27 protein-coding genes and 1 pseudogene are annotated in these 18,198 nt (G+C 68.2%); 14 read left to right on the top strand and 14 right to left on the bottom strand.

The genetic code is table 11. The annotated features are described in order from the left end of the window. Positions 1-5: 5 nt before the first annotated feature. Positions 6-1,109, top strand: coding sequence for a bactofilin family protein (locus D8896_RS00410; protein WP_162991375.1), 1,104 nt, complete (start codon positions 6-8; stop codon positions 1,107-1,109). Positions 1,110-1,178: 69 nt separating this feature from the next. Here D8896_RS00410 and D8896_RS00405 read toward each other — a convergent pair whose 3' ends face one another. Beyond that, positions 1,179-1,454: a HalOD1 output domain-containing protein gene (locus D8896_RS00405; protein ID WP_121820099.1), complete on the bottom strand. Its 276-nt coding sequence runs from the start codon at positions 1,452-1,454 to the stop codon at positions 1,179-1,181. Between the two features lie 341 nt (positions 1,455-1,795). Here D8896_RS00405 and D8896_RS00400 point away from each other — a divergent pair, with 341 nt between their 5' ends. Beyond that, a complete protein-coding gene (locus D8896_RS00400; protein ID WP_121820098.1) occupies positions 1,796-2,656 on the top strand; it encodes a sulfurtransferase in 861 nt (286 codons plus the stop codon). A 70-nt stretch (positions 2,657-2,726) separates the two neighbouring features. Here the strand turns inward: D8896_RS00400 and D8896_RS00395 are convergent, their stop codons facing one another. Beyond that, positions 2,727-3,422, bottom strand: coding sequence for a YqjF family protein (locus D8896_RS00395; RefSeq protein ID WP_121820097.1), 696 nt, complete (start codon positions 3,420-3,422; stop codon positions 2,727-2,729). A gap of 108 nt (positions 3,423-3,530) precedes the next feature. Here D8896_RS00395 and D8896_RS00390 point away from each other — a divergent pair, with 108 nt between their 5' ends. Then, entirely contained in the window at positions 3,531-4,199 is a 669-nt protein-coding gene (locus D8896_RS00390) for a hypothetical protein (protein WP_121820096.1), read from the top strand. 24 nt (positions 4,200-4,223) lie between these two features. On the opposite strand, the gene D8896_RS00385 is transcribed toward D8896_RS00390, so the two are convergent. Continuing rightward, a complete protein-coding gene (locus D8896_RS00385) occupies positions 4,224-4,421 on the bottom strand; it encodes a hypothetical protein (RefSeq protein WP_121820095.1) in 198 nt (65 codons plus the stop codon). Positions 4,422-4,543: 122 nt separating this feature from the next. Between D8896_RS00385 and D8896_RS00380 the strand changes: the two genes are divergently transcribed. Then, on the top strand, positions 4,544-5,200 hold the full coding sequence (locus D8896_RS00380) for a helix-turn-helix domain-containing protein (protein WP_121820094.1): 657 nt from the start codon (positions 4,544-4,546) through the stop codon (positions 5,198-5,200). 33 nt (positions 5,201-5,233) lie between these two features. On the opposite strand, the pseudogene D8896_RS20205 reads toward D8896_RS00380, so the two are convergent. After that, positions 5,234-5,404: pseudogene (locus D8896_RS20205) on the bottom strand (GAP family protein); the annotation flags it as partial. Positions 5,405-5,482: 78 nt separating this feature from the next. On the opposite strand from D8896_RS20205, the gene D8896_RS00375 reads away from it, so the two are divergent. Together D8896_RS00375 and D8896_RS19060 are read left to right on the top strand one after the other, a co-directional pair. Next, positions 5,483-5,980 carry a DUF1269 domain-containing protein gene (locus tag D8896_RS00375; RefSeq protein WP_121820093.1) on the top strand — a complete coding sequence of 166 codons (498 nt, stop codon included), beginning with the start codon at positions 5,483-5,485 and terminating at the stop codon, positions 5,978-5,980. Between the two features lie 244 nt (positions 5,981-6,224). After that, a complete protein-coding gene (locus tag D8896_RS19060) occupies positions 6,225-6,392 on the top strand; it encodes a hypothetical protein (RefSeq protein ID WP_162991374.1) in 168 nt (55 codons plus the stop codon). A 43-nt stretch (positions 6,393-6,435) separates the two neighbouring features. On the opposite strand, the gene D8896_RS00370 is transcribed toward D8896_RS19060, so the two are convergent. Next, complete coding sequence (locus D8896_RS00370; protein WP_121820092.1) at positions 6,436-7,014, bottom strand: DsrE/DsrF/DrsH-like family protein; 579 nt, start codon at positions 7,012-7,014, stop codon at positions 6,436-6,438. Positions 7,015-7,016: 2 nt separating this feature from the next. Continuing rightward, positions 7,017-7,262 carry a sulfurtransferase TusA family protein gene (locus D8896_RS00365; RefSeq protein ID WP_121820091.1) on the bottom strand — a complete coding sequence of 82 codons (246 nt, stop codon included), beginning with the start codon at positions 7,260-7,262 and terminating at the stop codon, positions 7,017-7,019. Between the two features lie 247 nt (positions 7,263-7,509). On the opposite strand from D8896_RS00365, the gene D8896_RS00360 reads away from it, so the two are divergent. The 4 genes from D8896_RS00360 (at position 7,510) to D8896_RS00350 (ending at position 9,000) form a co-directional block, all read left to right on the top strand. Beyond that, complete coding sequence (locus tag D8896_RS00360) at positions 7,510-7,824, top strand: hypothetical protein (protein WP_162991373.1); 315 nt, start codon at positions 7,510-7,512, stop codon at positions 7,822-7,824. 116 nt (positions 7,825-7,940) lie between these two features. Further along, positions 7,941-8,345 carry a helix-turn-helix domain-containing protein gene (locus D8896_RS00355; RefSeq protein ID WP_121820089.1) on the top strand — a complete coding sequence of 135 codons (405 nt, stop codon included), beginning with the start codon at positions 7,941-7,943 and terminating at the stop codon, positions 8,343-8,345. 125 nt (positions 8,346-8,470) lie between these two features. Beyond that, complete coding sequence (locus D8896_RS19055; protein ID WP_162991372.1) at positions 8,471-8,608, top strand: hypothetical protein; 138 nt, start codon at positions 8,471-8,473, stop codon at positions 8,606-8,608. Then, positions 8,608-9,000 (top strand): hypothetical protein, encoded by a 393-nt coding sequence (locus D8896_RS00350; protein ID WP_375137041.1) that lies wholly within the window; start codon positions 8,608-8,610, stop codon positions 8,998-9,000. Before D8896_RS19055 ends, D8896_RS00350 begins: the two co-directional genes overlap by 1 nt. Here D8896_RS00350 and D8896_RS00345 read toward each other — a convergent pair. Further along, the gene (locus D8896_RS00345; protein WP_121820088.1) at positions 8,997-10,226 is read right to left on the bottom strand and encodes an amidohydrolase family protein; all 1,230 of its coding nucleotides are present in this window, start codon (positions 10,224-10,226) and stop codon (positions 8,997-8,999) included. The two genes, D8896_RS00350 and D8896_RS00345, sit on opposite strands and share 4 nt — an antisense overlap. A gap of 261 nt (positions 10,227-10,487) precedes the next feature. On the opposite strand from D8896_RS00345, the gene D8896_RS00340 reads away from it, so the two are divergent. Beyond that, positions 10,488-10,877 carry a DUF2237 family protein gene (locus D8896_RS00340; RefSeq protein ID WP_121820087.1) on the top strand — a complete coding sequence of 130 codons (390 nt, stop codon included), beginning with the start codon at positions 10,488-10,490 and terminating at the stop codon, positions 10,875-10,877. Positions 10,878-10,911: 34 nt separating this feature from the next. Here the strand turns inward: D8896_RS00340 and D8896_RS00335 are convergent, their stop codons facing one another. From D8896_RS00335 to D8896_RS19050, 4 genes are all read right to left on the bottom strand, one after another. Then, entirely contained in the window at positions 10,912-11,730 is an 819-nt protein-coding gene (locus D8896_RS00335; protein ID WP_121820086.1) for an ABC transporter permease, read from the bottom strand. Continuing rightward, positions 11,727-12,536, bottom strand: a complete 810-nt coding sequence (locus D8896_RS00330; RefSeq protein WP_121820085.1) for an ABC transporter permease — start codon at positions 12,534-12,536, stop codon at positions 11,727-11,729. Before D8896_RS00330 ends, D8896_RS00335 begins: the two co-directional genes overlap by 4 nt. Then, positions 12,533-13,444, bottom strand: coding sequence for an ABC transporter ATP-binding protein (locus tag D8896_RS00325; protein WP_121820084.1), 912 nt, complete (start codon positions 13,442-13,444; stop codon positions 12,533-12,535). Before D8896_RS00325 ends, D8896_RS00330 begins: the two co-directional genes overlap by 4 nt. Positions 13,445-13,542: 98 nt before the next feature. After that, on the bottom strand, positions 13,543-13,698 hold the full coding sequence (locus tag D8896_RS19050; RefSeq protein WP_162991371.1) for a hypothetical protein: 156 nt from the start codon (positions 13,696-13,698) through the stop codon (positions 13,543-13,545). Positions 13,699-13,786: 88 nt separating this feature from the next. Between D8896_RS19050 and lwrS the strand changes: the two genes are divergently transcribed. Together lwrS and D8896_RS00315 are read left to right on the top strand one after the other, a co-directional pair. Next, entirely contained in the window at positions 13,787-14,188 is a 402-nt protein-coding gene (lwrS, locus tag D8896_RS00320) for an LWR-salt protein (RefSeq protein ID WP_121820083.1), read from the top strand. An 85-nt stretch (positions 14,189-14,273) separates the two neighbouring features. Then, a complete protein-coding gene (locus tag D8896_RS00315) occupies positions 14,274-14,873 on the top strand; it encodes a hypothetical protein (RefSeq protein ID WP_121820082.1) in 600 nt (199 codons plus the stop codon). A 33-nt stretch (positions 14,874-14,906) separates the two neighbouring features. Here the strand turns inward: D8896_RS00315 and D8896_RS00310 are convergent, their stop codons facing one another. Further along, entirely contained in the window at positions 14,907-15,659 is a 753-nt protein-coding gene (locus D8896_RS00310; RefSeq protein ID WP_121820081.1) for an HFX_2341 family transcriptional regulator domain-containing protein, read from the bottom strand. 110 nt (positions 15,660-15,769) lie between these two features. Between D8896_RS00310 and D8896_RS00305 the strand changes: the two genes are divergently transcribed. Continuing rightward, entirely contained in the window at positions 15,770-16,174 is a 405-nt protein-coding gene (locus D8896_RS00305; RefSeq protein ID WP_121820080.1) for an ArsR/SmtB family transcription factor, read from the top strand. 121 nt (positions 16,175-16,295) lie between these two features. Here D8896_RS00305 and D8896_RS00300 read toward each other — a convergent pair whose 3' ends face one another. Beyond that, positions 16,296-16,754, bottom strand: coding sequence for an RDD family protein (locus D8896_RS00300; RefSeq protein ID WP_121820079.1), 459 nt, complete (start codon positions 16,752-16,754; stop codon positions 16,296-16,298). Positions 16,755-16,863: 109 nt separating this feature from the next. After that, positions 16,864-18,180 (bottom strand): cytochrome P450, encoded by a 1,317-nt coding sequence (locus D8896_RS00295; protein ID WP_121820078.1) that lies wholly within the window; start codon positions 18,178-18,180, stop codon positions 16,864-16,866. Between the last annotated feature and the right edge of the window lie 18 nt (positions 18,181-18,198).

Here is an 18,198-nt window from a genome sequence, read left to right as displayed (position 1 = left end):
TGAGTATGACAGGGGACAGCGGCTCGCTGTGGGGGAGGGGTTCGCGCCCGATCGCGCTCGTGCTGGCGGTGCTCGTCGTCGTCGCGCTCCTGCCGGGGGTTGTTGCCGCCGACGAGAACCGCACGGGCGACACCGTCGTCGTCGAGGAAGGGGAGACGATAGACGACGACCTCTCGGCCAGCGCCGGCAACGTGATCGTCAGGGGGACCGTCACCGGCGACCTGCAGGCGTTCGCCGGCAACGTGATCATCCGTGGCGAGGTTCGGGGCGACGTGGAGTCGTTCGCGGGGAACGTCCGGATCACTGGCGACGTGGGCGGCGACGTGATGGCCGTCGGCGGCAACGTCGAGGTCGGCACCAACGGCACCGTCGGCGGGACGCTGGAGGCCGCCGGAGGGACGGTCACCATCGCCGGCACCGTCGACAGCGCGCGGCTGGCCGCCGGGACGATCACGGTCACGGAGACCGGCACGGTCGAGGGCGACCTCCGCTACGACGGGACCCTCACCGTCGCCGACGGCGGCACGGTGGGCGGCGAGACGATCCAGGACGGGTCGCTGTCGGTGGGGCCGGAACTGCCGACGGTGCCCTGGCTCGGGACGCTGTTCGGGCTTCTGATGAACTTCCTGCTCGGCGCGCTGCTGTTGCTCGCCCTGCCCGCCTTCTCGGCACGCGTCGGCGAGCACGGCGTCGACAGGCCGCTCCGGTCGGGCGGGCTCGGGCTGTTGGCCGTGATCGCCGCACCGATCGTGTTCGTCCTGTTTGCGATCACGATCATCGGCCTCCCCATCGCCTTCGCCTGGTTGCTGCTCTTCCTCCTGCTCGCGTGGCTCGGGAGCGTGTACGGCGCGTTCGTCGTGGGCGTGGCGCTGCTCGCGCTGACCGAAATAGACAGCCGCTGGCTGGCGCTCGTCGTCGGCCTCGTCGTCGTCGCGCTGGTGACGCAGGTGCCGCTGCTGGGTGGCCTGTTCGGCCTCCTCGTGTTCCTGATCGGTCTCGGGGCGCTGCTCGGCGTCATGACGGGCGGCTACCGTCGGCGGCGGAACGACCGCCGGGCCGGCGACGCGACGCCGACGCCCGACGCGGGGAGCGACACCGGGACGACGTGACGGAAAGAGAAACGCGTCATCGCGTGTACCTGGGTCGCGCCCCCGTGCAACGGGCCGAAGACGGTGCCGTCAGGTCTCGACGGACGGCCGGCAGTCACCCAGCGGATCGACGCTGAACGTGCCGTCCCCGCGGACGACGACCGTATGCCCGAGATACGTGAATTCGACGGCGACGGAGTCGTCGGCCCCGTCTAGCAGGGTCGCGACCGCGTCGGCGTCGATGGTCTCCTGCAGCGGCGGCAACTGCGTCGGGTCGGTCCCCTCGCGCTCGGCGACCGCTTCGACGACGCCGAGTATCGGCTCCCCCTCCTGCGCGGCTTGTCGGGCACACTTCGCGCTTGACATGACAACGTCGGCAACATAGAGTTATTTAAATCTACTGAAACCAACGAGCGAGGGACGGTCGGAGCGCCGTCGAAGTCGGGCGGACGGGGCGACGGCACAACTCGGAGCGGGCGGGTCCGACCACCGATCTCTGAGATAGCCGCAACTTTTGCTGCATATCGGTCGACACGGCGGCTTCGCTGCCGGAGACGCCGGAGCGACGGCCGGCACGCGCGGCCGAGACGGCGTGTTCGACCGTGGTCGCCGGCGTTCGTCGGCAACATGATCCGGGAGTTCGGCGGGGAGGCGGAACCTGCCGAATCTGTAGTCTCTTTAAGATGGGGGCACGTATGGATGGGTGTATGACCGACAGTGACTACGCGAACGACGTGCTCGTCTCGGCCGACTGGGTCGAAGAGCACCTGGACGAGTTCGAGAGCGACGACGCCGACTACCGACTGGTCGAAGTCGACGTCGACACCGAAGCCTACGAGGAGAGCCACGCGCCCGGCGCGATCGGCTTCAACTGGGAGACACAGCTTCAGGACCAGACGCAGCGTGACATCCTCGAGAAGGAGGACTTCGAGGACCTGCTGGGCTCCCACGGCATCAGCGACGACTCGACGGTCGTCCTGTACGGCGACAACTCCAACTGGTTCGCCGCCTACGCCTACTGGCAGTTCAAGTACTACGGCCACGACGACGTGCGCCTGCTCGACGGCGGCCGCGAGTACTGGGTCGAGAACGACTACCCGACCACCGACGAAGCACCCGACTTCTCGGCCGTCGAGTACGACGCCGGCGGCCCGCGCGAGTCCATCCGCGCGTACCGCGACGACGTGGAGAAGGCGATCGACCGCGGCGTTCCGCTGGTCGACGTCCGCTCGCCCGAGGAGTTCAGCGGCGAGGTGCTCGCCCCGCCGGGACTCCAGGAGACGGCCCAGCGCGGCGGCCACATCCCCGGCGCGAAGAACATCTCGTGGGCGGCCGTCACGAACGACGACGGCACGTTCAAGACCGCCGACGAGCTGGAGGAGCTGTACGCCGAGGAGGACATCGACGGCGAGGGCACGACCGTCGCCTACTGCCGCATCGGCGAGCGCTCGTCGGTCGCCTGGTTCGCGCTCCACGAACTGCTCGGCTACGAGGACACCGTCAACTACGACGGCTCCTGGACCGAGTGGGGCAACCTCGTCGACGCGCCGATCGAAACCGGCGAGTAAGCCGTTCGCGTAGCCTTTTTTTATCGCCGCCCGACCGGAGAGCCGGCCGTGTCGCAGTCCGTCCGGTCGGTCACTGTTCCGCCCGCTTGCTCCGCGAGGCGACCACGTCCAGCCCCGGGCTGTAGTAGTACGTCGGCTCGGCGTCCGGCCGCGCGAACCCGTGAGCCGACAGCAGCGTGTTCGCCTCCACCTCCGCGTCGGCCGGGTACAGCGTCCACGGCGGGTGGTCCACGTCCGTGTAGCGGATCGACCCGTCCTGGGCCTCGGTGTAGAAGCGGTAGCGCTCGACGAGGAACCGCGCGAACGGGTCGTCGGCCGCCCGGAACGGCTCGCCGGTCGGCCAGTACGACCCCGTGAACCGCGCCGGCCTGGCACCCGGATGCCGGCGGCGGCTGTCGAAGCGCACCCGGCCGTCGTCGACGGTCAGCGAGATCCGCGCGTAGTAGTACGGGAGGTGATGGAACAGCCGCGCGCCGAGGACGGCGGCGACCCCCTGTGCGTCGAGCGCGAAGAAGTAGACGCTCGGCACGCCGTCGCGCGTGACGTACGTCCGGAGGTTGAGTTCCGGCAGGTCGACGCCGAGTCGCCCGGGTACCCCTTTCGGCCGGACGGCGGCGTTGGTGAAGGGGACGACCGAGAGCCACGCCAACCCGTCGAACACGTCCGGCGTCAGGCCCGCCGGGAGGTGTGCGTCCAGCACGTCCGGGTCGACCGGCCAGTTCTCGAACAGCAGGTGCCGCCAGCGCATCTCCAGCGGGACGACCATACGATAGCTCGGGACTCCGCGGGCAAAGCGGTTGGGACGGTCCGGTTCGGCCGAACGCATCCGACCCGATCGCAGGAGTTTCGTTCCGCGAACCACCAGTCCGACGGGATGTCGCTGTCGCCCCCGCTTCTCGGCCTCGGATTGGTCCTTTCGTTCGCCCTCCCGGCGGTCGGGTACCACCGCCAACGGACCGCGACGAGCGTCGACTGGCCGCGGATCCGGCGCTCGCTCCTGCGGAACTGGGCCGCGCTTGGCGCAGTCGTCGCGCTCGTCCTCGTGGCCGGCGAGCCCCGAGACCTGTGGCTCCGGATCCCGTCGGTCGGCGTCCTCGTCGACGGCCTGCTGTACGGGTTCATCGCGTTCGCCGGAACGATGCTGCTCGTCGCGCTCGCCTACCGGTTCGCCGGCGACGGGATCCCCGCCGACGACGTGTCGCTGTTCGTGTTCGACCAGCCGCCGGCCCGCCGCATCGCCGTCGCCGTGACGGGGGCGGTCGTCGAGACGACGCTGTTCCACGGGTTCGTCCTGGCGGCGCTGCTGTCGCTCGGGGCCGGCCCATGGGTCGCGGGCGGGGTGGCCGCGACCGGCCTCCTCCTGACGCGGGCCCAGCGCGGTCGGAGCAACGCCGTCCAGTGGGTGCCCGGTGCAATCGTCCTCTCTGCCCTGGCGGTGTGGAGTCGCACGGTGTTAGTCGTCGTCCTCGTCCGACTCGTCTACGACGCGATTACGCTTCTCTCCGGGGATCCGGACGACTACGACACCGGGAGGGACGGGTAGCACGAGACGGCAGCGGCCCGCGGGTCAGCCCCGCGCGGCGACCCACAGCGCCGATGCTCCCATCAGGAACCCGGGGAGCATCGCGACCAACCCCAGCGCCTGCATTCCGGCGTCCCCCACCGACGATACCCCCCGGACCGCGAACAGGTACGTCAGGACGGCGGGGACGGCCACGAACGACGCGCCGACGCTGCCGAGCACGATCAGCATGTCGCCTTTCATGCAATACCGGAGGGGCTTCGCGGAGGAATGCGTGTCACCGGATATTTCTACCGGGTTTATAAGCGATCGCGGAGAACCCTCGGACGAACCGCCGACATCGGAACGGCCGGCGGTCGACACGCATGAAACGCGTTCGTCTCACCATCCATCCGGGTGATCTCGACCTCCCGATAACGTTCGAGCGTACGACTGGCGGGGACGAGCAGTTCGCCCGGGTGCAGGTCGTCAACTGGAACGTCTCGACGCCGGAGGCGGCGTTCCTGCTGCGCGTCCGGGGGGACACCGACCGGTTCGAGCGGGCGCTCCGGGACGACCCCGCCGTCGACGAGTACGAACTCCTCCCCGTCGACGCCGACGACTGTTACTGCTTCGTCACGGGCGACGGCACGGCCGACGCGTGGGGGCTGTGGGAGCAGTTCGGGCAAGGGAGCTTGCTGACGATCCCCCCGGCCGAGTGGAACCCGGACGGGAGCTACACGTTCACAGTCGTGGGCTGGGACGCCGACATCCAGGCCGCCGTCGAGACGGCCCCGGCGAGCGTCCGCGTGGAGATAGAGGCGGTCGGCGGCGACCGGGTGGCGGCGGAGCGGGTCGTCGACGCGCTGTCGGACCGCCAGCGCGAGGTCGTCCGGACGGCGGTCGAACTCGGCTACTACGACGTGCCGCGCCGCGCGACGAGCGAGACTGTCGCCGACGAACTCGGCTGTGCCACGTCGACCGCGGCGGAACACATCCGGAAGGCCGAGGCGACCGTGATGCGCCGGCTGCTTGGAGGGTAGGATATCTGGTGCGTTGTCAGTTACAGTACTTCCAGTACCCACGGCGACCGACGTGAGGAGGTCGATCGGGAAACACCCGAGCAGGAGAAATCCCAGTCTGAACGAGAACCGTGGCGTCGCGGTTTCGAGTTTACCCATCCATCGGGGTGGCTCCGACTCGTGTCTGGTCCGGTACGTGTGTACCATCGCGAGCAACAGTACGACTCAGGACGACTGTCAGGTCAGTCCATCCATGCTAACGTACTTCATATCCTACGTCCGAGTTCGACTGGGGGGAACGAAATGAAGAAACTGATCGTACTGGCGTTCGACAACGAATCGGGTGCGCTCAAAGTGCGCGACAAGCTCTTCGAACTACAGAAACAGGAGCTTATCACGATGGAGGACGCGGCCGTCGTGGTCCGGAACGAGGACGGAAAGACGGACGTGAAACAGGCCCAGAGCCTCGTCGGGGCAGGAGCGATGGGCGGCGCGTTCTGGGGGCTGCTCATCGGGCTTATCTTCCTCGCGCCGGTGCTGGGGATGGCGGTCGGTGCGGTGAGTGGCGCGCTGGGCGGACGGTTTTCGGACATCGGGATCGACGACTCGTTCATCGAGGCGGTTGGCGAACAGATAGACCCCGGCGAGTCCGCGCTTTTCATGCTCGTGAGCAGCGTCCAGCGCGACCGCGTCGTCGATGCGCTCGAACCGTTCGGCCCCGAGATCCTGGAGACGAACCTCTCGGCCGAGGACGAGGAGAAACTCCGCGAGCAGTTCGCCGCGGAGAAAATGGCTGCCTGATCGAGTAGCGGGAGTGGACCCCGAAGCGGCCCCACGGCCATTCAGATCCGTTTCCGCTCCGAGGGCTTTTTTCGTTCGTCCGGACGGAGCGGACGGTGCTACTCGGCCACAGTCGGCTTTATTCCCGCTTCCGATCTACGCCGTCCATGCGTCTGGTACAGGTACTGATCCCCGAGGGACAGCGTGAAAGCGACCTCACAGCGCTCGACGAGTTCCTCGCGGATGTAGACGACGCCGCTGGTGGGTGAACGGCACCCCGACGACGAGTTCTCCGCGAGCGTCGGGGGCGATCAGCACGAGTAAGCCCTGGGATCGGACGGTGCTGGTCGTCGTCATCGTCTGGCTGGGCTACGACACGATCACGCTCTTCTCGGGTGCTCCGGACGACTACGACGCTGCGGTCGACGGGTAGCCCGGCCGAGTTCGTCCGATATGGCCGCGTCGGGATCGTCCGTTCAGACGAGAAGTTGGATATCGGCCTCGGCCATGTCCTGCAGCGCCGTCGCCGCGCCGACACCGGTCGTGACGCCGTCGTAGAAGTCGTCCTCGTCGTAGTCCAGCAGGTCGATAGTCATCTGACAGGCCTGGAACTCCACGCCCATGTCGAGGCTCGTCTCGATGAGTTCCGCGATGGTGGCGGTGTCGTTGTCGGCGATCCGCTTTTCCATCAGCTTGGTCGTCACGCGGTCCATGCCCGGCAGCGCGGCGACCGCGTTCGGCACGGGCATGTTCGGGTTTCCGACCGAACTCAGCTTGAGGTCCTTCGAGCGCTCCTCGTGGAGGATGTCAAGCCCCCAGAACGTGTGAAAGACCGTAACCTCGTAGCCGAAGGCGGCCGCGGTGCTCGCAAGGATGAGCGGCGGGTACGCCATGTCGAGGGTCCCCTTCGTGGCGATGATACTCATCTTCCTGCTGTCGTCCTCGCTCTCCACGGTGGTCGCCGCGAGTGCGTCCTCCAGTTCGTCGACGCGTGCGGCGAGTTCGGCGCGCGAGGGGGGGCCCTCGGCCGACGCGTCTGGTGTCTCCGTGCTCATCGTCACTCCGTCTTGCGCACGTAGTATCTGTACACGTCGTCGCCCTCCGCCTGGTCAACGAGTTCGACGCCGTCAGTACCGTCGGCCCACCCGTCGATGTCGCTCATACTTCCGGGGTCGGTGGCCAGCACTTCCAGCACGTCCCCGGCGTCCATGTCGTCGACCGCCGTCTTCGTCTGCACGACCGGCATGGGACACGATGCACCTTTCACGTCGAGCGTCTCCGCGATGTCGAATTCTGCACTCATTGGTTGATCCGCTCCGTTGATTCGTATTGGAGCTATCGCACAATATTGCATCCGCGGTCAAAAGAATGTTGGTTATTGTGAGTGCTGCGAACATTCAGACAGCCAGATAGTCCATTTTTCGAGCCATAGTCGGCTTTTGAGCCTTTAAGACGCTTTCCCGGATCTGGTTGTCGTTTCTATATTGTGTAGTAAATGTATTTCTATACAAACCTTTTGTACATCCGTCGGGTAGCTGGGGGTGTACGACATGAACGCTGACGACTTTCCGACGCCGGCCGCCGACGTGGCGGAGCGACACAGCGTCCGGCTTCTGGCGGGGGCTGTCGGCGCGGTTCTCGCGAACGTCGAGTTCGCGACGCTCGGCCCAAATGGGACGGCAGGATCCGTCGTCGGAGTCGAGCAGCGGGCGCTCGGAGTCGACGGGCTGTGGTTCCCGGTCGCGGCGTCGCTACTCGTCGCCGGAGTCGTCGCGCTCGACGTCCGCCGCGACCTGACCGGTGGCCTGCGGCGTGTGCTGCTCGCGCTCGGGTTTCTCGCAGTCCGGCTGCTTCCCGTGGGGTGACGACCGCCGCTTTCGCACAGCAGCGTTTTCCGTCACGTGCCCGCGCCTTCGCAGAGGATTGTACGTTCTCTACACAAATCTTTTAACCGCGTAGCGTCAACGGAGAGGTGAGAACAATGCCAGATTCGATGTCCGAACAGCTCCAGCGTGACATGGAGTGTGAGGGGCTGCTCGAATGCTTCCACGGGCTCAAGCAACTCGACAGGGAGGTGTTTCAGGCGCTCGTCGACACCGACGAGCCGCTCACCGTCGACGAGATCGGGGAGGCCGTCGACCGCGAGCGGTCGACCGCGTACCGCGCCGTCCAGCGGCTTCTGCAGGCCGGCTTCATCCAGAAGGAGCAGGTCAACTACGAACAGGGCGGCTACTACCACGTGTACAAGCCGACCGACCCGGCCAACATCGCGGACAACATGCAGCGGCTGCTCAACGACTGGTACGCCAAGATGGGCCAGCTCATTCAGGAGTTCGAGACGAAGTACGAGGAGGAGGAGGCGGGGACACCGCAGGTCGAAGGCTAACCGGCCGCCTTGCTCCCCGGTTCGCTCCCTCCGCCGTTCGGGGTTCCGACGCAACGGGACTGCCCCGGCAGTATTGTATATTCTATCCAAAGGTGTTATTTACGAACGCCGCGTACCTCTCGGTGATGGACCGCGACTACCAGCAGGCGGTCACCGCCGCCGGCGTGGGGAGTACGACCGTCCTCGACGTGGAGGCGTACCCCGAACCGAACGCGTCCGGCCCGGAACCGGCCGGATCGATCGACACGGGGGCGGACGACTGATGGGGACGAGCGACTCGCCCGGCGTCAATACGGCCGACCCCGAGACCGTGGAGAACGGTGCCGACCGGATCGTGGTCTCCTTTCGCCCCCCGGAGACGGACCCGGATGCAGACGGCGACTGGTGGGTCGCCGACGGCGAGTGGCTCCGCGAGAACCTGACCGAGCGGACGTACCGACAGTACCTCCGACGGGCCCACGCGGGACCCGTCTCGGTCGGCGACGAGTGGGACGAGTTCGTGAGTTGCGGCTGTGCCACCCCGGAGGACGTGGTCCTGCGCGTCGAGCGCGTCGACGGCGGGGCCGCCATCGCGGCCGAGACGGCCATCGAAGTCGTCCCACGGACGGCCGCCCTCGAAGGAACCCCAACGGCTGACGGGGCGGACCTGAATTAGCGCGGCCCGAATGTCCAGTCGTGTGAGTCGGAGAGTTCGCCGTCCGCCGCGACGACGACGCCGTCCTTGAGCACGTACGCAGGCGGCCTGTTTTCGAGGATCGCCCACTGCGGGGACGCGGCGTCGTGGACGACCAGGTCCGCCGGCGTTCCCGTGGCGACGCCGTAGCCGTCGACGCCGAGGAGGTCGCCGCCGTGGGCCGTGATCAGCGCCCAGAGCGTTTCGAGGCCGGAGTTCGTCGAGTACGCCGGCAGCTTTAATGACTCGACCAGCATCGCCTCGAGCGCGTCGACGTTCCCGTGTGCGCCCCACAGGTCGTGGACCTGGTCCGTCCCGTGTGCGAGTGTGAGGCCGGCCTCGTGGGCCTCCCGCAGGGGCATTCCATCCGGCGTGCTCTGATAACACGTGACCAGACTCAGCCCCGCCTCATCGAAGGTATCGAACAGCGCTTCGAGCCGGTCCGGCTCGGAATCCGCCAGCGCGTAGGCGTGGCTGGCGGTCACCCTGTCCCGGTGGTCGCGTTCGACCGCCTGCTTCGCGACGTGTTCGAGCGTCCGGAGGCCCGTCTCCCCGGGCTCGTGGACGTGGACGTCGAGGTCGGCGTCGTGGTCCCGGGCGATGTCGAACCACCGCCGGACGGTGCCCGCCCGGTCGTCGTTGCGCGTCACCGGGTCGAGCCCGCCGACGATGTCAGCGCCCGCGTCGAGTGCCGCTCGGACTGCGGCTTCGGACCCCGCGTCCCGGCCGATCCCCCGCTGTGGGAACGCGACGACCTCGATGTCCAGCAGATCCGCGAGTTCCTCGCGGGCGTCCAGTACGGCTCGAACGACGTCCGAGCCGACCGTTCCGTCGACGTACGCGTGGGTGCGGACGTGCAGGACGCCGTTGGCGACGGCCTCGGCACCGACCGACCGGACCGTCGACCGGATCGTCGCCGGGTCCGTCGCCTCGAAGTACGACGCGGTCTTCCGGATCACGTCGTCGCGGTCGAACCCGCCGTCGTTGTTGCGCGGCCGCCGCCCGTCGGACGCGGACTCGGCCATGTCGAGGTGGACGTGACTGTCGACGAGTCCGGGCGACACGAGGCCGCCGTCGGCGTCGACCTCCGTCGGCGCGGTCGCGTCGACCGCCGGCGCGATCGCGGCTATCCGGCCCGACTCGACGGCGATGTCGACCACCGCGTCCCGGTCGGCGAGATACGCGTCCCGGACGATCAGGTCTGGCATACGTACGGGTTGTGTTGCTGCTGCAAAGCCTGTCCGGTCGGGGGAATCCCGTCGTGACGCTCGTGCAGACACCCGACGGTGTGCAAACTATCCGATGTAGTCCATAGGACGTATGCGTCAACTGGTTGTCGGGGGCCCCGCGACGACGCTCGTCGCGATTCGGTCGCCGAGTTACGCCGGATGACCGCCGATGGCGACTACTGGGAGGCCAGGGGACCGTCACGCACGGGGAATTTTACCCCCACGACACGATCCGCCCGTATGTCCGAACGGAACGTTCTCGGCGAGGAACTCGCGGCCTGCAGCACCGACCCGACGACCGGCTTCGAGCGCGACGGCTGCTGTGGCACCCACCCCGACGACCGGGGCAGACACGAACTCTGTGCGGTGATGACCGAGGAGTTCCTGAGCTTCAGCAAGGAGCGGGCCAACGACCTCGTGACGCCGCGCCCGGAGCTCCAGTTCCCCGGGCTCGACCCGGGCGACCGCTGGTGTCTCTGCCTCGGGCGGTGGGTCGAGGCGCTCGAAGCCACGCGTACCCAGCGCCTCCCGGAGACGACCGTCCCGCCCGTCGTGCTCGAAGCGACGAACGAGGCGGTGCTGGATTCGGTCGAGCTGGCGACGCTCGAAGCACACGCCTACGACGCGTGAGCGCCGCGGCGACCGTACCCGGCACCGGCCCGGGCTACAGGTCGCCGGCGCTGAACCGCCGGTAGCCGATCCCGAGCGCCCCCACACAGTAGACGGCGAGCACGACGAGCGCCATCCACCAGTCGACGTAGAACGGCGCGCCGCCCGCCAGATAGCGGGCCGCGGGGGCGGCGTCGAAGCCGAGATGGAGCAGCCGGTAGTAGGCCTCGCTGGGCTGGAAGAGGCGGTAGAGGAGCGCCCAGTCGGGCAGGTTCGAAAGCACCTGGAACCGCCCGCGATGGAGGAACACCAGCACCGCCGAGTGGACGCCGCCGTAGAGGTTCACGAGGAACACGTACGCGCCGATCGCGCCGAGCGTGAGCCGGCGGTCGTCGGTCGTCGTCATCGAGATACCGACGCCGACCGCCACGAACACGGTCCCGTAGAGGGCTGCCACCAGCAGGAACCACGGGAAGCTCGCGAGCCCGTCGGTGCCGAACTTGCCGACGCCGATCGCGCCGGCGACGAGCAGCGCGCCGAGCGTCGGCGCGAGCAACACGACGGTCCGGCCGACGAACTTCCCGACCGCCAGGTCCCGGCGGCTGTGGGGCATCGACAGGGTCAGGAGCAGGCTGCCGTCCGCCCGCTCGTCGGCGATCGACTTGTAGCCGACCAGCAGGCCGAGCGCCGGGACGACCCGAACCACGGCGGCCGAGAGGGTGCCGACCAGCGACGCCAGCGTCGGCTCACCGACGGAGCCCTGATAGACGGCGATGCCGCCGTAGACCAGCAGCGACAGCGCCGTCAGCAGCCACGCGGTCCGCGACCGCGCGGCGTCGCGAACGTCCTTTCCGGCGAGGGCCCGCCAGCTCATGCCAGATCACTCCGGTCGAACCGGCGATTTGCGATCCCGAGCGGCACCACTAGCCACAGCACTAGCAGGGGGACGGCGACCCATTCGCTCAGGTACCAGGGGCCGCCGACGCCGCCGGTCGGCTCGACGAACCCGCGGACCAGCCGTCCGTACACGTTGCCCGGCGTGCTGCCGACGAGGAACTGGACCGGGTCGGGAAGCGTCCCGTCGGTCAGGCCGACCCGCTCCAGCCCGATCCGCACGGCGTTCACGCCGGTGTCCCAGAGGAGCACGAAGGCGGCGAAGAGGACGAACCCGAGGGCCTTGGCCCGGCGCTGGGTCGTGACGGCCGACGACACCGCGACGCCGAGGCCGGTCCAGACGGCCCCGAACAGGACCGTCAGGAGGACGTACCCCAGGAACGGCAGGAGGACGAGTTCGCCGAAGGGGTAGACGACCAGCGCGCCGCCGAGGGCCATCCCCGTCAGGATCGCGGCCGTCAGCAGCCCGGTGCGGCTCAGGAACGTCCCGAACAGCAGGTCCTGTCGGCTGTTCGGGAGCGACAGCGAGAGCCGGACCGCCCCGGACTCCCGGTCCTCGGCGATCGCGTTGTAGCCGAGCACGAGTCCGGCCAGCGGGACGAGAAGGGTGACCCAGCCGCTGGCGTACCCGCCGAACCGGGCCGTCGTGAACGGGGGCGTGCCGTTGATCGGATAGAAGTACGCCGGCACGAGAACCGCGAACACGACCGCCGCGAGGACGAGCCTGACCGACCGCTCGCCGAGACACAGCCGGCCGTCGTGCCGGACCACGTCCTCCCACGTCATCGCCCGCCACCGGTGTACTCGACGAACATGTCCTCGAGCGACGCCTCCTCGGTCCGAAAGTTGATGATATCGACGCCCGCGTTGCGCAGTTCGACGAGGATGTCCATCTTCGCGTCGTTCGTGCAGGTCACCTCGATGGTCGGCCCCTCCTCGGCGACGGCCGTCTCGACGCCCTCGACCGCCCGGATAGTCTCGACGGTCCCGTCGCGGAGTTCGTCCGGCGTGATGACGAGCTTGGTGCCGCCACCGAGCGAACTCCGGAGTCCCTCTATCGTGTCGACGGCGACGAGCTGGCCCCCCTGCAGGATCCCGACGCGGTCACAGACCGCCTCGACCTGTTCGAGGATGTGCGACGAGAAGAAGATCGTCGCCCCGCGCTCGTTCTCCTCGCGGAGGATCTCGCGCATCTCCTTCGCGCCGTTCGGGTCCAGCCCCGTCGTCGGCTCGTCCAGCAACAGGAGGTCCGGTTCGCCGGCGAGCGCCATCCCGAACACCAGTCGCTGTGCCATCCCCTTGGAGTAGCCCCCGGCCTTGCGGTCGGCCTCGGGACTGAGCCCGACGCGGTCGAGGATGTCCATCGGGTCGGCGTCGCTGTCCTTCGACTCGATGGCGTACTCGATGTGCTGGCGGCCCGTCAGCCGGTCGAACACCGAGTAGCCCTCCGGGAGGACGCCGACCCGTTCGCGGACCGCGACGGTCTCGGTCTGGCAGTCGTGGCCGAATATCTCGACCGACCCGGCCGTCGGCTTGATGAAATCGAGCAGCGTGTTGAGAAACGTCGACTTGCCGGCCCCGTTCGGTCCGAGGAAGCCGAACGTCTCCCCCTCCTCGACGGTCAGGTTGACTCGGTCCAGCGCGTGCACGCTGCCGTACCGTTTCGACACGTCGGTCGCTTCGATGGCTGCCATACCACCCACGAACAACCAAACGGTAATGAATCGAGCAGACCGGTATCAGGCGGCGCAAGCCTGCCAAAGGGTTATAAGCGATCGCAGATCGGGGGCCGTCACGAGTCGAGCCTGTATTCGACGATCTCCCCGGCGTCGCAGTTCGAGCAGACGTCCTCGTCGGCCGCCGCCGTGGCCCCACAGCGGCGACACTCCCTGACGGTCGCGGAGCGGTCGCCGAACACGGTCGCGAGGATGCCGGGGAGATCGACCATTGCTGTCCGTTCACACCCAACTCGGATCGGATAGATAACCATTGTGGCCGGACGAGCGCTTTTCATCGGAGCGAGCGTACCGCCGACTATGTCCGGTCACGTCGGGACCGCCCGATACGTGTTCCGCGTCGCGTTTCGCCTCGACCCGTCGCCGCCCGGGACGACGGTCGACCCGGCGACGTTCGAGACGACCCTGTCCCGCGAGGCCGCGCCGCCCGGCGATGACGGCTGGCTGTTCTTCCGGGACAACCTCTGGCGCGGCGAACTGAGCGACCCCGAACACTTCCGCGCCCTGACCGAAGACGCCCTCGGCGTCACGGTCGCCGAGGTCTCGTTCAGCGAGTTGCGGACCGACGAGGCGTATCTGGACGCGCTCCGGGACGAGGTCGGGGCGTCGCTCGACGAGTTCAACGCTGACACCGTCGACGACGCCCTCTCGAAGTATCTGGGGAGTTCGATTCACGTTCTCCCCGATCCGGAGACCAGGTGAGTCCTGGGTGTTGTACGACCAACGTTTCATTTGAGATATTGCTTCCTCGCGAGGTTTTATGCCGGCACGCTGTCAGGACAGCTGTATGTCCTCACGAGGACAACAACAACAGCCGAGACAGACGGGGCAGGCGAGACAGGCGGGACAGACGACGCAGTCTCCCACAGACGGATTCCGGCCCGTCGGGGGGCTTATCTACGGCGTCATCGGCTTCGTCGCCGCGTTCGTCGTGACCGTCGTCTACTTCTTCTACCGCATCGACGAGATCACCGGCGGGACCGTCGACTCGGTGCTGCCGGACGATCCGGTCGCCCTGGGCTGGCCGTTCTACAACGCCCACAAGGTCGACATCACGACGTCGGTCGGGTCGACCTCGATAAACTACCTGGAGGAGATCCCCCAGCTCGACCCGCTCGTGTTCAACGCCATCCCGGCCGTCATCCTGTTCCTCGCAGGGTTCGCGGTCGCGAGACGGGTGCAGGAACCGCTCTCCGACGAGGCGAACGCGGTCGCGGGGGCGAGCGTCGCCGTCGGCTACGTGCCGGTGCTCGCCGCCGGAACGGTCGCGTTCACCGTCGAGGAGGCCGGGGTGAGCATTGGACCGGAACTCGGCCTCTCGCTGGTGCTGTGGGGACTGCTGTTCTCGGCCGGGTTCGGAGCCATCGGGGGCTACCTCGGCGGCTGAGGGAGCGTAGCCTACCTGGGCTTCCGGACGTACTCAGAGTTTGTGCCGGAACGCGCGCAGCGCCTTCCGACCAGTGTCGGTCAGCGTTACCTGCTTCGTCCGGCCGACGGACTCGATCCGGACGTACCCCTGCTCGACGAGCGGGTCGACGATCCGGTTGTTCAGCAGCGCGAACTTCGCCTTCTCGTTTGCCGGGTCGGCCCGGCGCATGAACTCGAGGTCGTGGTCCTCGGCGAAGGCGATCAGGTCGCTCTTCTTCGGCGTGTACGTCTCGTCGCTCTCGCGGTCGACGTAGTCGAGCACCAGCACCTGGTCGGCCGTCGGCGTCTCCAGCGGGTAGGAGGGGAGCGGCTCGGCGACTTCCATGCCCTCGGTGCGGGGCGTCTCCGCGATCGGATGCGACCGCGACTCGGGGTGGACGTGGTAGCCGCTCGCGTCGGTCGCCATGCAGGCGAGCGCGGCACCCACCGCCGTCAGCTTCGGGCCGCTCGACACGTTGACCCTGACGATGTCGTCGTCGTACCCGTCGACGATGGTGGTGATCTTCCCCAGCACGTCGTACACGTCGTCCAGGTCGACCTTATCACGGTGGACGGTGACGCCGCAGTCGGTGAGTTCCGCTTCGAGGCGTTCGTGGTACGACGTGCGGTGCAGTTCCCGGTCGCCGAGCAGGTACAGCACGTCAGCGCCGTATTCGAGGACGGGGACCTTGATCCGGTCGAACTCGTAGCCAAGCGGTGCGATGTGGACCTCGTCGATCGAGTGGAGGGCGGACTCGGTCGCCATTGTCGATAGTATAGATAGTACTGATACTATAGTAGTTCGGGTTGTGTAGAGAGTATCTCGATAGAGTACAGATACTCCCCAGTGTAACGTACGACCGTCGGACACAGCAGATGACTACGCATCAGCCCTCCATCGATCGGTCACCGGACGACGAGACGGCGAACGACGAGGACGCGGACGGAGCAGCGACGACGGACGGAGCGGATCCGGCGGATCTCCTGTCGCTGCTCGGCGACGGGACGACCCGCCGGGTGCTGGAGGCGGTTGCGGACCAGCCGCGAAGCGCCCGGGAGGTCGTCGAACTGGCCGACGTGTCGCGGGTGACCGCGTACCGCCATCTCGACCGGCTCGAAGGGGCCGGGCTCGTGGACTCGGCGACGGTGTACGACTCGAACGGCCACCACCACGCCGAGTACTGGGCGGTGTGTGAGGAGATCGTGGTCGAGTTCAGCGGGGATGGGGTCGAACTGGTCGTACAGGGGTCGGACGACGGGTCGGCGAGCGGGGACGGGTAGCCGTTCGCCCGGGTGAACGCCAGCCCCGAGCGGACGGTCGGCCGGTCGCTCGGGTCCCGAAAACCGGGGCAGCGGTGCTGGAGTCTACCACCGACCTTCCGGGACGAAGCCACGTCCGTAGCTACACTCGCACGACGAGCGTCTCCCCCAGTCGGTCGCCGAGCCGCCGATGTCGGTCGGAGGTCAGCAGCGCCGCGATACCGACGGCGTAGAACAGCGGGAGCCAGTCGACGATCCGGAGGACGTTCCGAACGGACGCCGCCCGCAACGACGGCGGCGACCCGTCGTCGCCGGTGACGCGGATCCCCACGAGGTGTTTGCCGGCGGTCTTCCCGAAGCGCCACTCGAACAGCGTGTGGTAGCCGACCGACAGCCCGAGCCAGAGGAGCAGCCCCAGCGCCGCGGGAGGTCCGCTGAGGTCCGTCTCGACGCCGGTCGCGGTGGTCTCCATCTGCCCGGTGAGCGCGCCGACGGCCGACACGGCGACGACGAACAGGAGCAGCCACACCGCCGAGTCGATCGTCATCGCGACGCCTCTGATGCCGACACCACACGGCCGCGCGTCCGCGGAGTCGTCCATACCCCGAGATGGGCCCGGGAATACAAGAGCGGTACAGCAGTGTTTCCGAAAGAGAAACAGCGCCGGCGGTCGCCGCGGGCGACGCGAGCGGCTACCACGTCCAGCCGCCTCACCGACGGACGGTCGCGGTGATGTCCGGTTCGGGCCGGAGCTGGACCGAGGGGACGAACGTCAGCGGGCCGGACGCCGTCACGTCCAGCTCGACGCGGCCGGCCATCGTCGCCAGCGCGAGCGTCAGTTCCTGCCGGGCGAAGTCCGCGCCGATGCAACGCCGCGGGCCGCCGCTGAACGGGAAGTAGGCGTACTCCGGGCGGTCGGCGTCGCGCGTCCACCGGGACGGGTCGAACGTCTCGGGGTCGTCCCAGTAGCGCTCGTCTCGGTGGGGGACCCACTGTGGGATCATGAACTGCGCGCCGGCGTCGAACTCGTGGCCGCCGACCGTCACCGGCTCGGTCGCCTGCCGGTTCACGCCGGTCGTTGGGGGGTACAGCCGGAGGGCCTCCTGTACGGCGTGGCGCGTGCGTTCGAGGTCGTCGGCGTCCGCCGCAGTCGGCCGGCCGCCGTCGACCACGCGCTCGGCCTCCCGGCGGACCGCGGCGGCCGCGTCGGGGTGGTCGTCGAGCAGGTACCAGACCCGGGTGAGCGCGCCAGCGGGCGACTCGTGGCCCGCCAGCAGGAACGCGACGACGTTCTCCCGGACCTCGTCCATCGACAGGTCGCCCCGCTGGTGCGCGTCGAGCAGGACCGAGCACACGTCCTCGCGCTCGGGGGCCGACGCCCGCCGCTCGGCGAGGAGGTCGTCGACGAACGCGTCGAGCCGCTCGACGGCGCGACGGAAGCGGTAGTCGGTGGGGGTCGGCACCCAGTCCGGAAGCAGCAGGCCGGGCCGCCGGAAGTTCGTCCGGGCGACGAGCGCGTCGGCCGCGTCCATGACCACGTCCTCCCGACCGCGCAGGTCCGCGTCAAGCAGCGTCTCGCCGAGGATTTGCACGGTCAGCCGCCGCATCTCGTCGTGCAGGTCGACCGCCTCGCCGTCGGCCCACTCGTCGACGAACCGGGCGGTCACGGCCGCCATGCGGTCGCCGTACTGGTGGATCCGGTCGCGAGTGAACGCGGGGTGGGCCGCGCGGCGCAGGCGCTTCCACCGGTCGCCCGTCGCCGTCGTCATCGCGTCGTCCTCGACCCCCTGGAACGTCGTCCGCTGTCGTGGGCCGATGGTGAACGCCTCCTGCTCGTCGACGAGGATCCGCTCGATGTGTTCGGGACCGGTCACCATGTACATCGGTTCGCCCACGAACTGTAGCCGGACGATGTCGCCGTGGGCCGCCCATCGCTCCATCGCCTCGACGGGGTTGCGTGAGAACGCCATGCCGTGCCCGAGCACCGGGAGGCCCTCGGGTGACGGGAGCGTCGACGCGTCGCTCATGCGTCGGTGTTCGGTCGA

The sequence above is a fragment of the Halostella salina genome, from assembly GCF_003675855.1.
In the GTDB taxonomy this organism is placed as follows: domain Archaea; phylum Halobacteriota; class Halobacteria; order Halobacteriales; family Natronoarchaeaceae; genus Halostella; species Halostella salina.
Note: the sequence above shows the minus strand (reverse complement) of the source record. Positions and strands in the feature narration are given on the sequence as shown.

Bases quoted from the DNA above. Each gene is read 5' to 3' on its own strand.
- D8896_RS00325 (WP_121820084.1), bottom strand. From the start codon at position 13,444: ATGGCAGCCATCGAAGCGACCGACGTGTCGAAACGGTACGGCAGCGTG.
- D8896_RS00340 (WP_121820087.1), top strand. From the start codon at position 10,488: ATGTCCGAACGGAACGTTCTCGGCGAGGAACTCGCGGCCTGCAGCACC.
- D8896_RS00395 (WP_121820097.1), bottom strand. From the start codon at position 3,422: ATGGTCGTCCCGCTGGAGATGCGCTGGCGGCACCTGCTGTTCGAGAAC.
- D8896_RS00305 (WP_121820080.1), top strand. From the start codon at position 15,770: ATGACTACGCATCAGCCCTCCATCGATCGGTCACCGGACGACGAGACG.
- D8896_RS00365 (WP_121820091.1), bottom strand. From the start codon at position 7,262: ATGAGTGCAGAATTCGACATCGCGGAGACGCTCGACGTGAAAGGTGCA.
- D8896_RS00380 (WP_121820094.1), top strand. From the start codon at position 4,544: ATGAAACGCGTTCGTCTCACCATCCATCCGGGTGATCTCGACCTCCCG.
- D8896_RS00355 (WP_121820089.1), top strand. From the start codon at position 7,941: ATGCCAGATTCGATGTCCGAACAGCTCCAGCGTGACATGGAGTGTGAG.
- lwrS (WP_121820083.1), top strand. From the start codon at position 13,787: ATGTCCGGTCACGTCGGGACCGCCCGATACGTGTTCCGCGTCGCGTTT.
- D8896_RS00300 (WP_121820079.1), bottom strand. From the start codon at position 16,754: ATGGACGACTCCGCGGACGCGCGGCCGTGTGGTGTCGGCATCAGAGGC.
- D8896_RS00330 (WP_121820085.1), bottom strand. From the start codon at position 12,536: ATGACGTGGGAGGACGTGGTCCGGCACGACGGCCGGCTGTGTCTCGGC.
- D8896_RS00375 (WP_121820093.1), top strand. From the start codon at position 5,483: ATGAAGAAACTGATCGTACTGGCGTTCGACAACGAATCGGGTGCGCTC.
- D8896_RS19050 (WP_162991371.1), bottom strand. From the start codon at position 13,698: ATGGTCGATCTCCCCGGCATCCTCGCGACCGTGTTCGGCGACCGCTCC.
- D8896_RS00315 (WP_121820082.1), top strand. From the start codon at position 14,274: ATGTCCTCACGAGGACAACAACAACAGCCGAGACAGACGGGGCAGGCG.
- D8896_RS00385 (WP_121820095.1), bottom strand. From the start codon at position 4,421: ATGAAAGGCGACATGCTGATCGTGCTCGGCAGCGTCGGCGCGTCGTTC.
- D8896_RS00405 (WP_121820099.1), bottom strand. From the start codon at position 1,454: ATGTCAAGCGCGAAGTGTGCCCGACAAGCCGCGCAGGAGGGGGAGCCG.
- D8896_RS00345 (WP_121820088.1), bottom strand. From the start codon at position 10,226: ATGCCAGACCTGATCGTCCGGGACGCGTATCTCGCCGACCGGGACGCG.
- D8896_RS00400 (WP_121820098.1), top strand. From the start codon at position 1,796: ATGACCGACAGTGACTACGCGAACGACGTGCTCGTCTCGGCCGACTGG.
- D8896_RS00350 (WP_375137041.1), top strand. From the start codon at position 8,608: ATGGGGACGAGCGACTCGCCCGGCGTCAATACGGCCGACCCCGAGACC.
- D8896_RS00410 (WP_162991375.1), top strand. From the start codon at position 6: ATGACAGGGGACAGCGGCTCGCTGTGGGGGAGGGGTTCGCGCCCGATC.
- D8896_RS00295 (WP_121820078.1), bottom strand. From the start codon at position 18,180: ATGAGCGACGCGTCGACGCTCCCGTCACCCGAGGGCCTCCCGGTGCTC.
- D8896_RS00370 (WP_121820092.1), bottom strand. From the start codon at position 7,014: ATGAGCACGGAGACACCAGACGCGTCGGCCGAGGGCCCCCCCTCGCGC.
- D8896_RS00310 (WP_121820081.1), bottom strand. From the start codon at position 15,659: ATGGCGACCGAGTCCGCCCTCCACTCGATCGACGAGGTCCACATCGCA.
- D8896_RS19055 (WP_162991372.1), top strand. From the start codon at position 8,471: ATGGACCGCGACTACCAGCAGGCGGTCACCGCCGCCGGCGTGGGGAGT.
- D8896_RS00390 (WP_121820096.1), top strand. From the start codon at position 3,531: ATGTCGCTGTCGCCCCCGCTTCTCGGCCTCGGATTGGTCCTTTCGTTC.
- D8896_RS00335 (WP_121820086.1), bottom strand. From the start codon at position 11,730: ATGAGCTGGCGGGCCCTCGCCGGAAAGGACGTTCGCGACGCCGCGCGG.
- D8896_RS00360 (WP_162991373.1), top strand. From the start codon at position 7,510: ATGAACGCTGACGACTTTCCGACGCCGGCCGCCGACGTGGCGGAGCGA.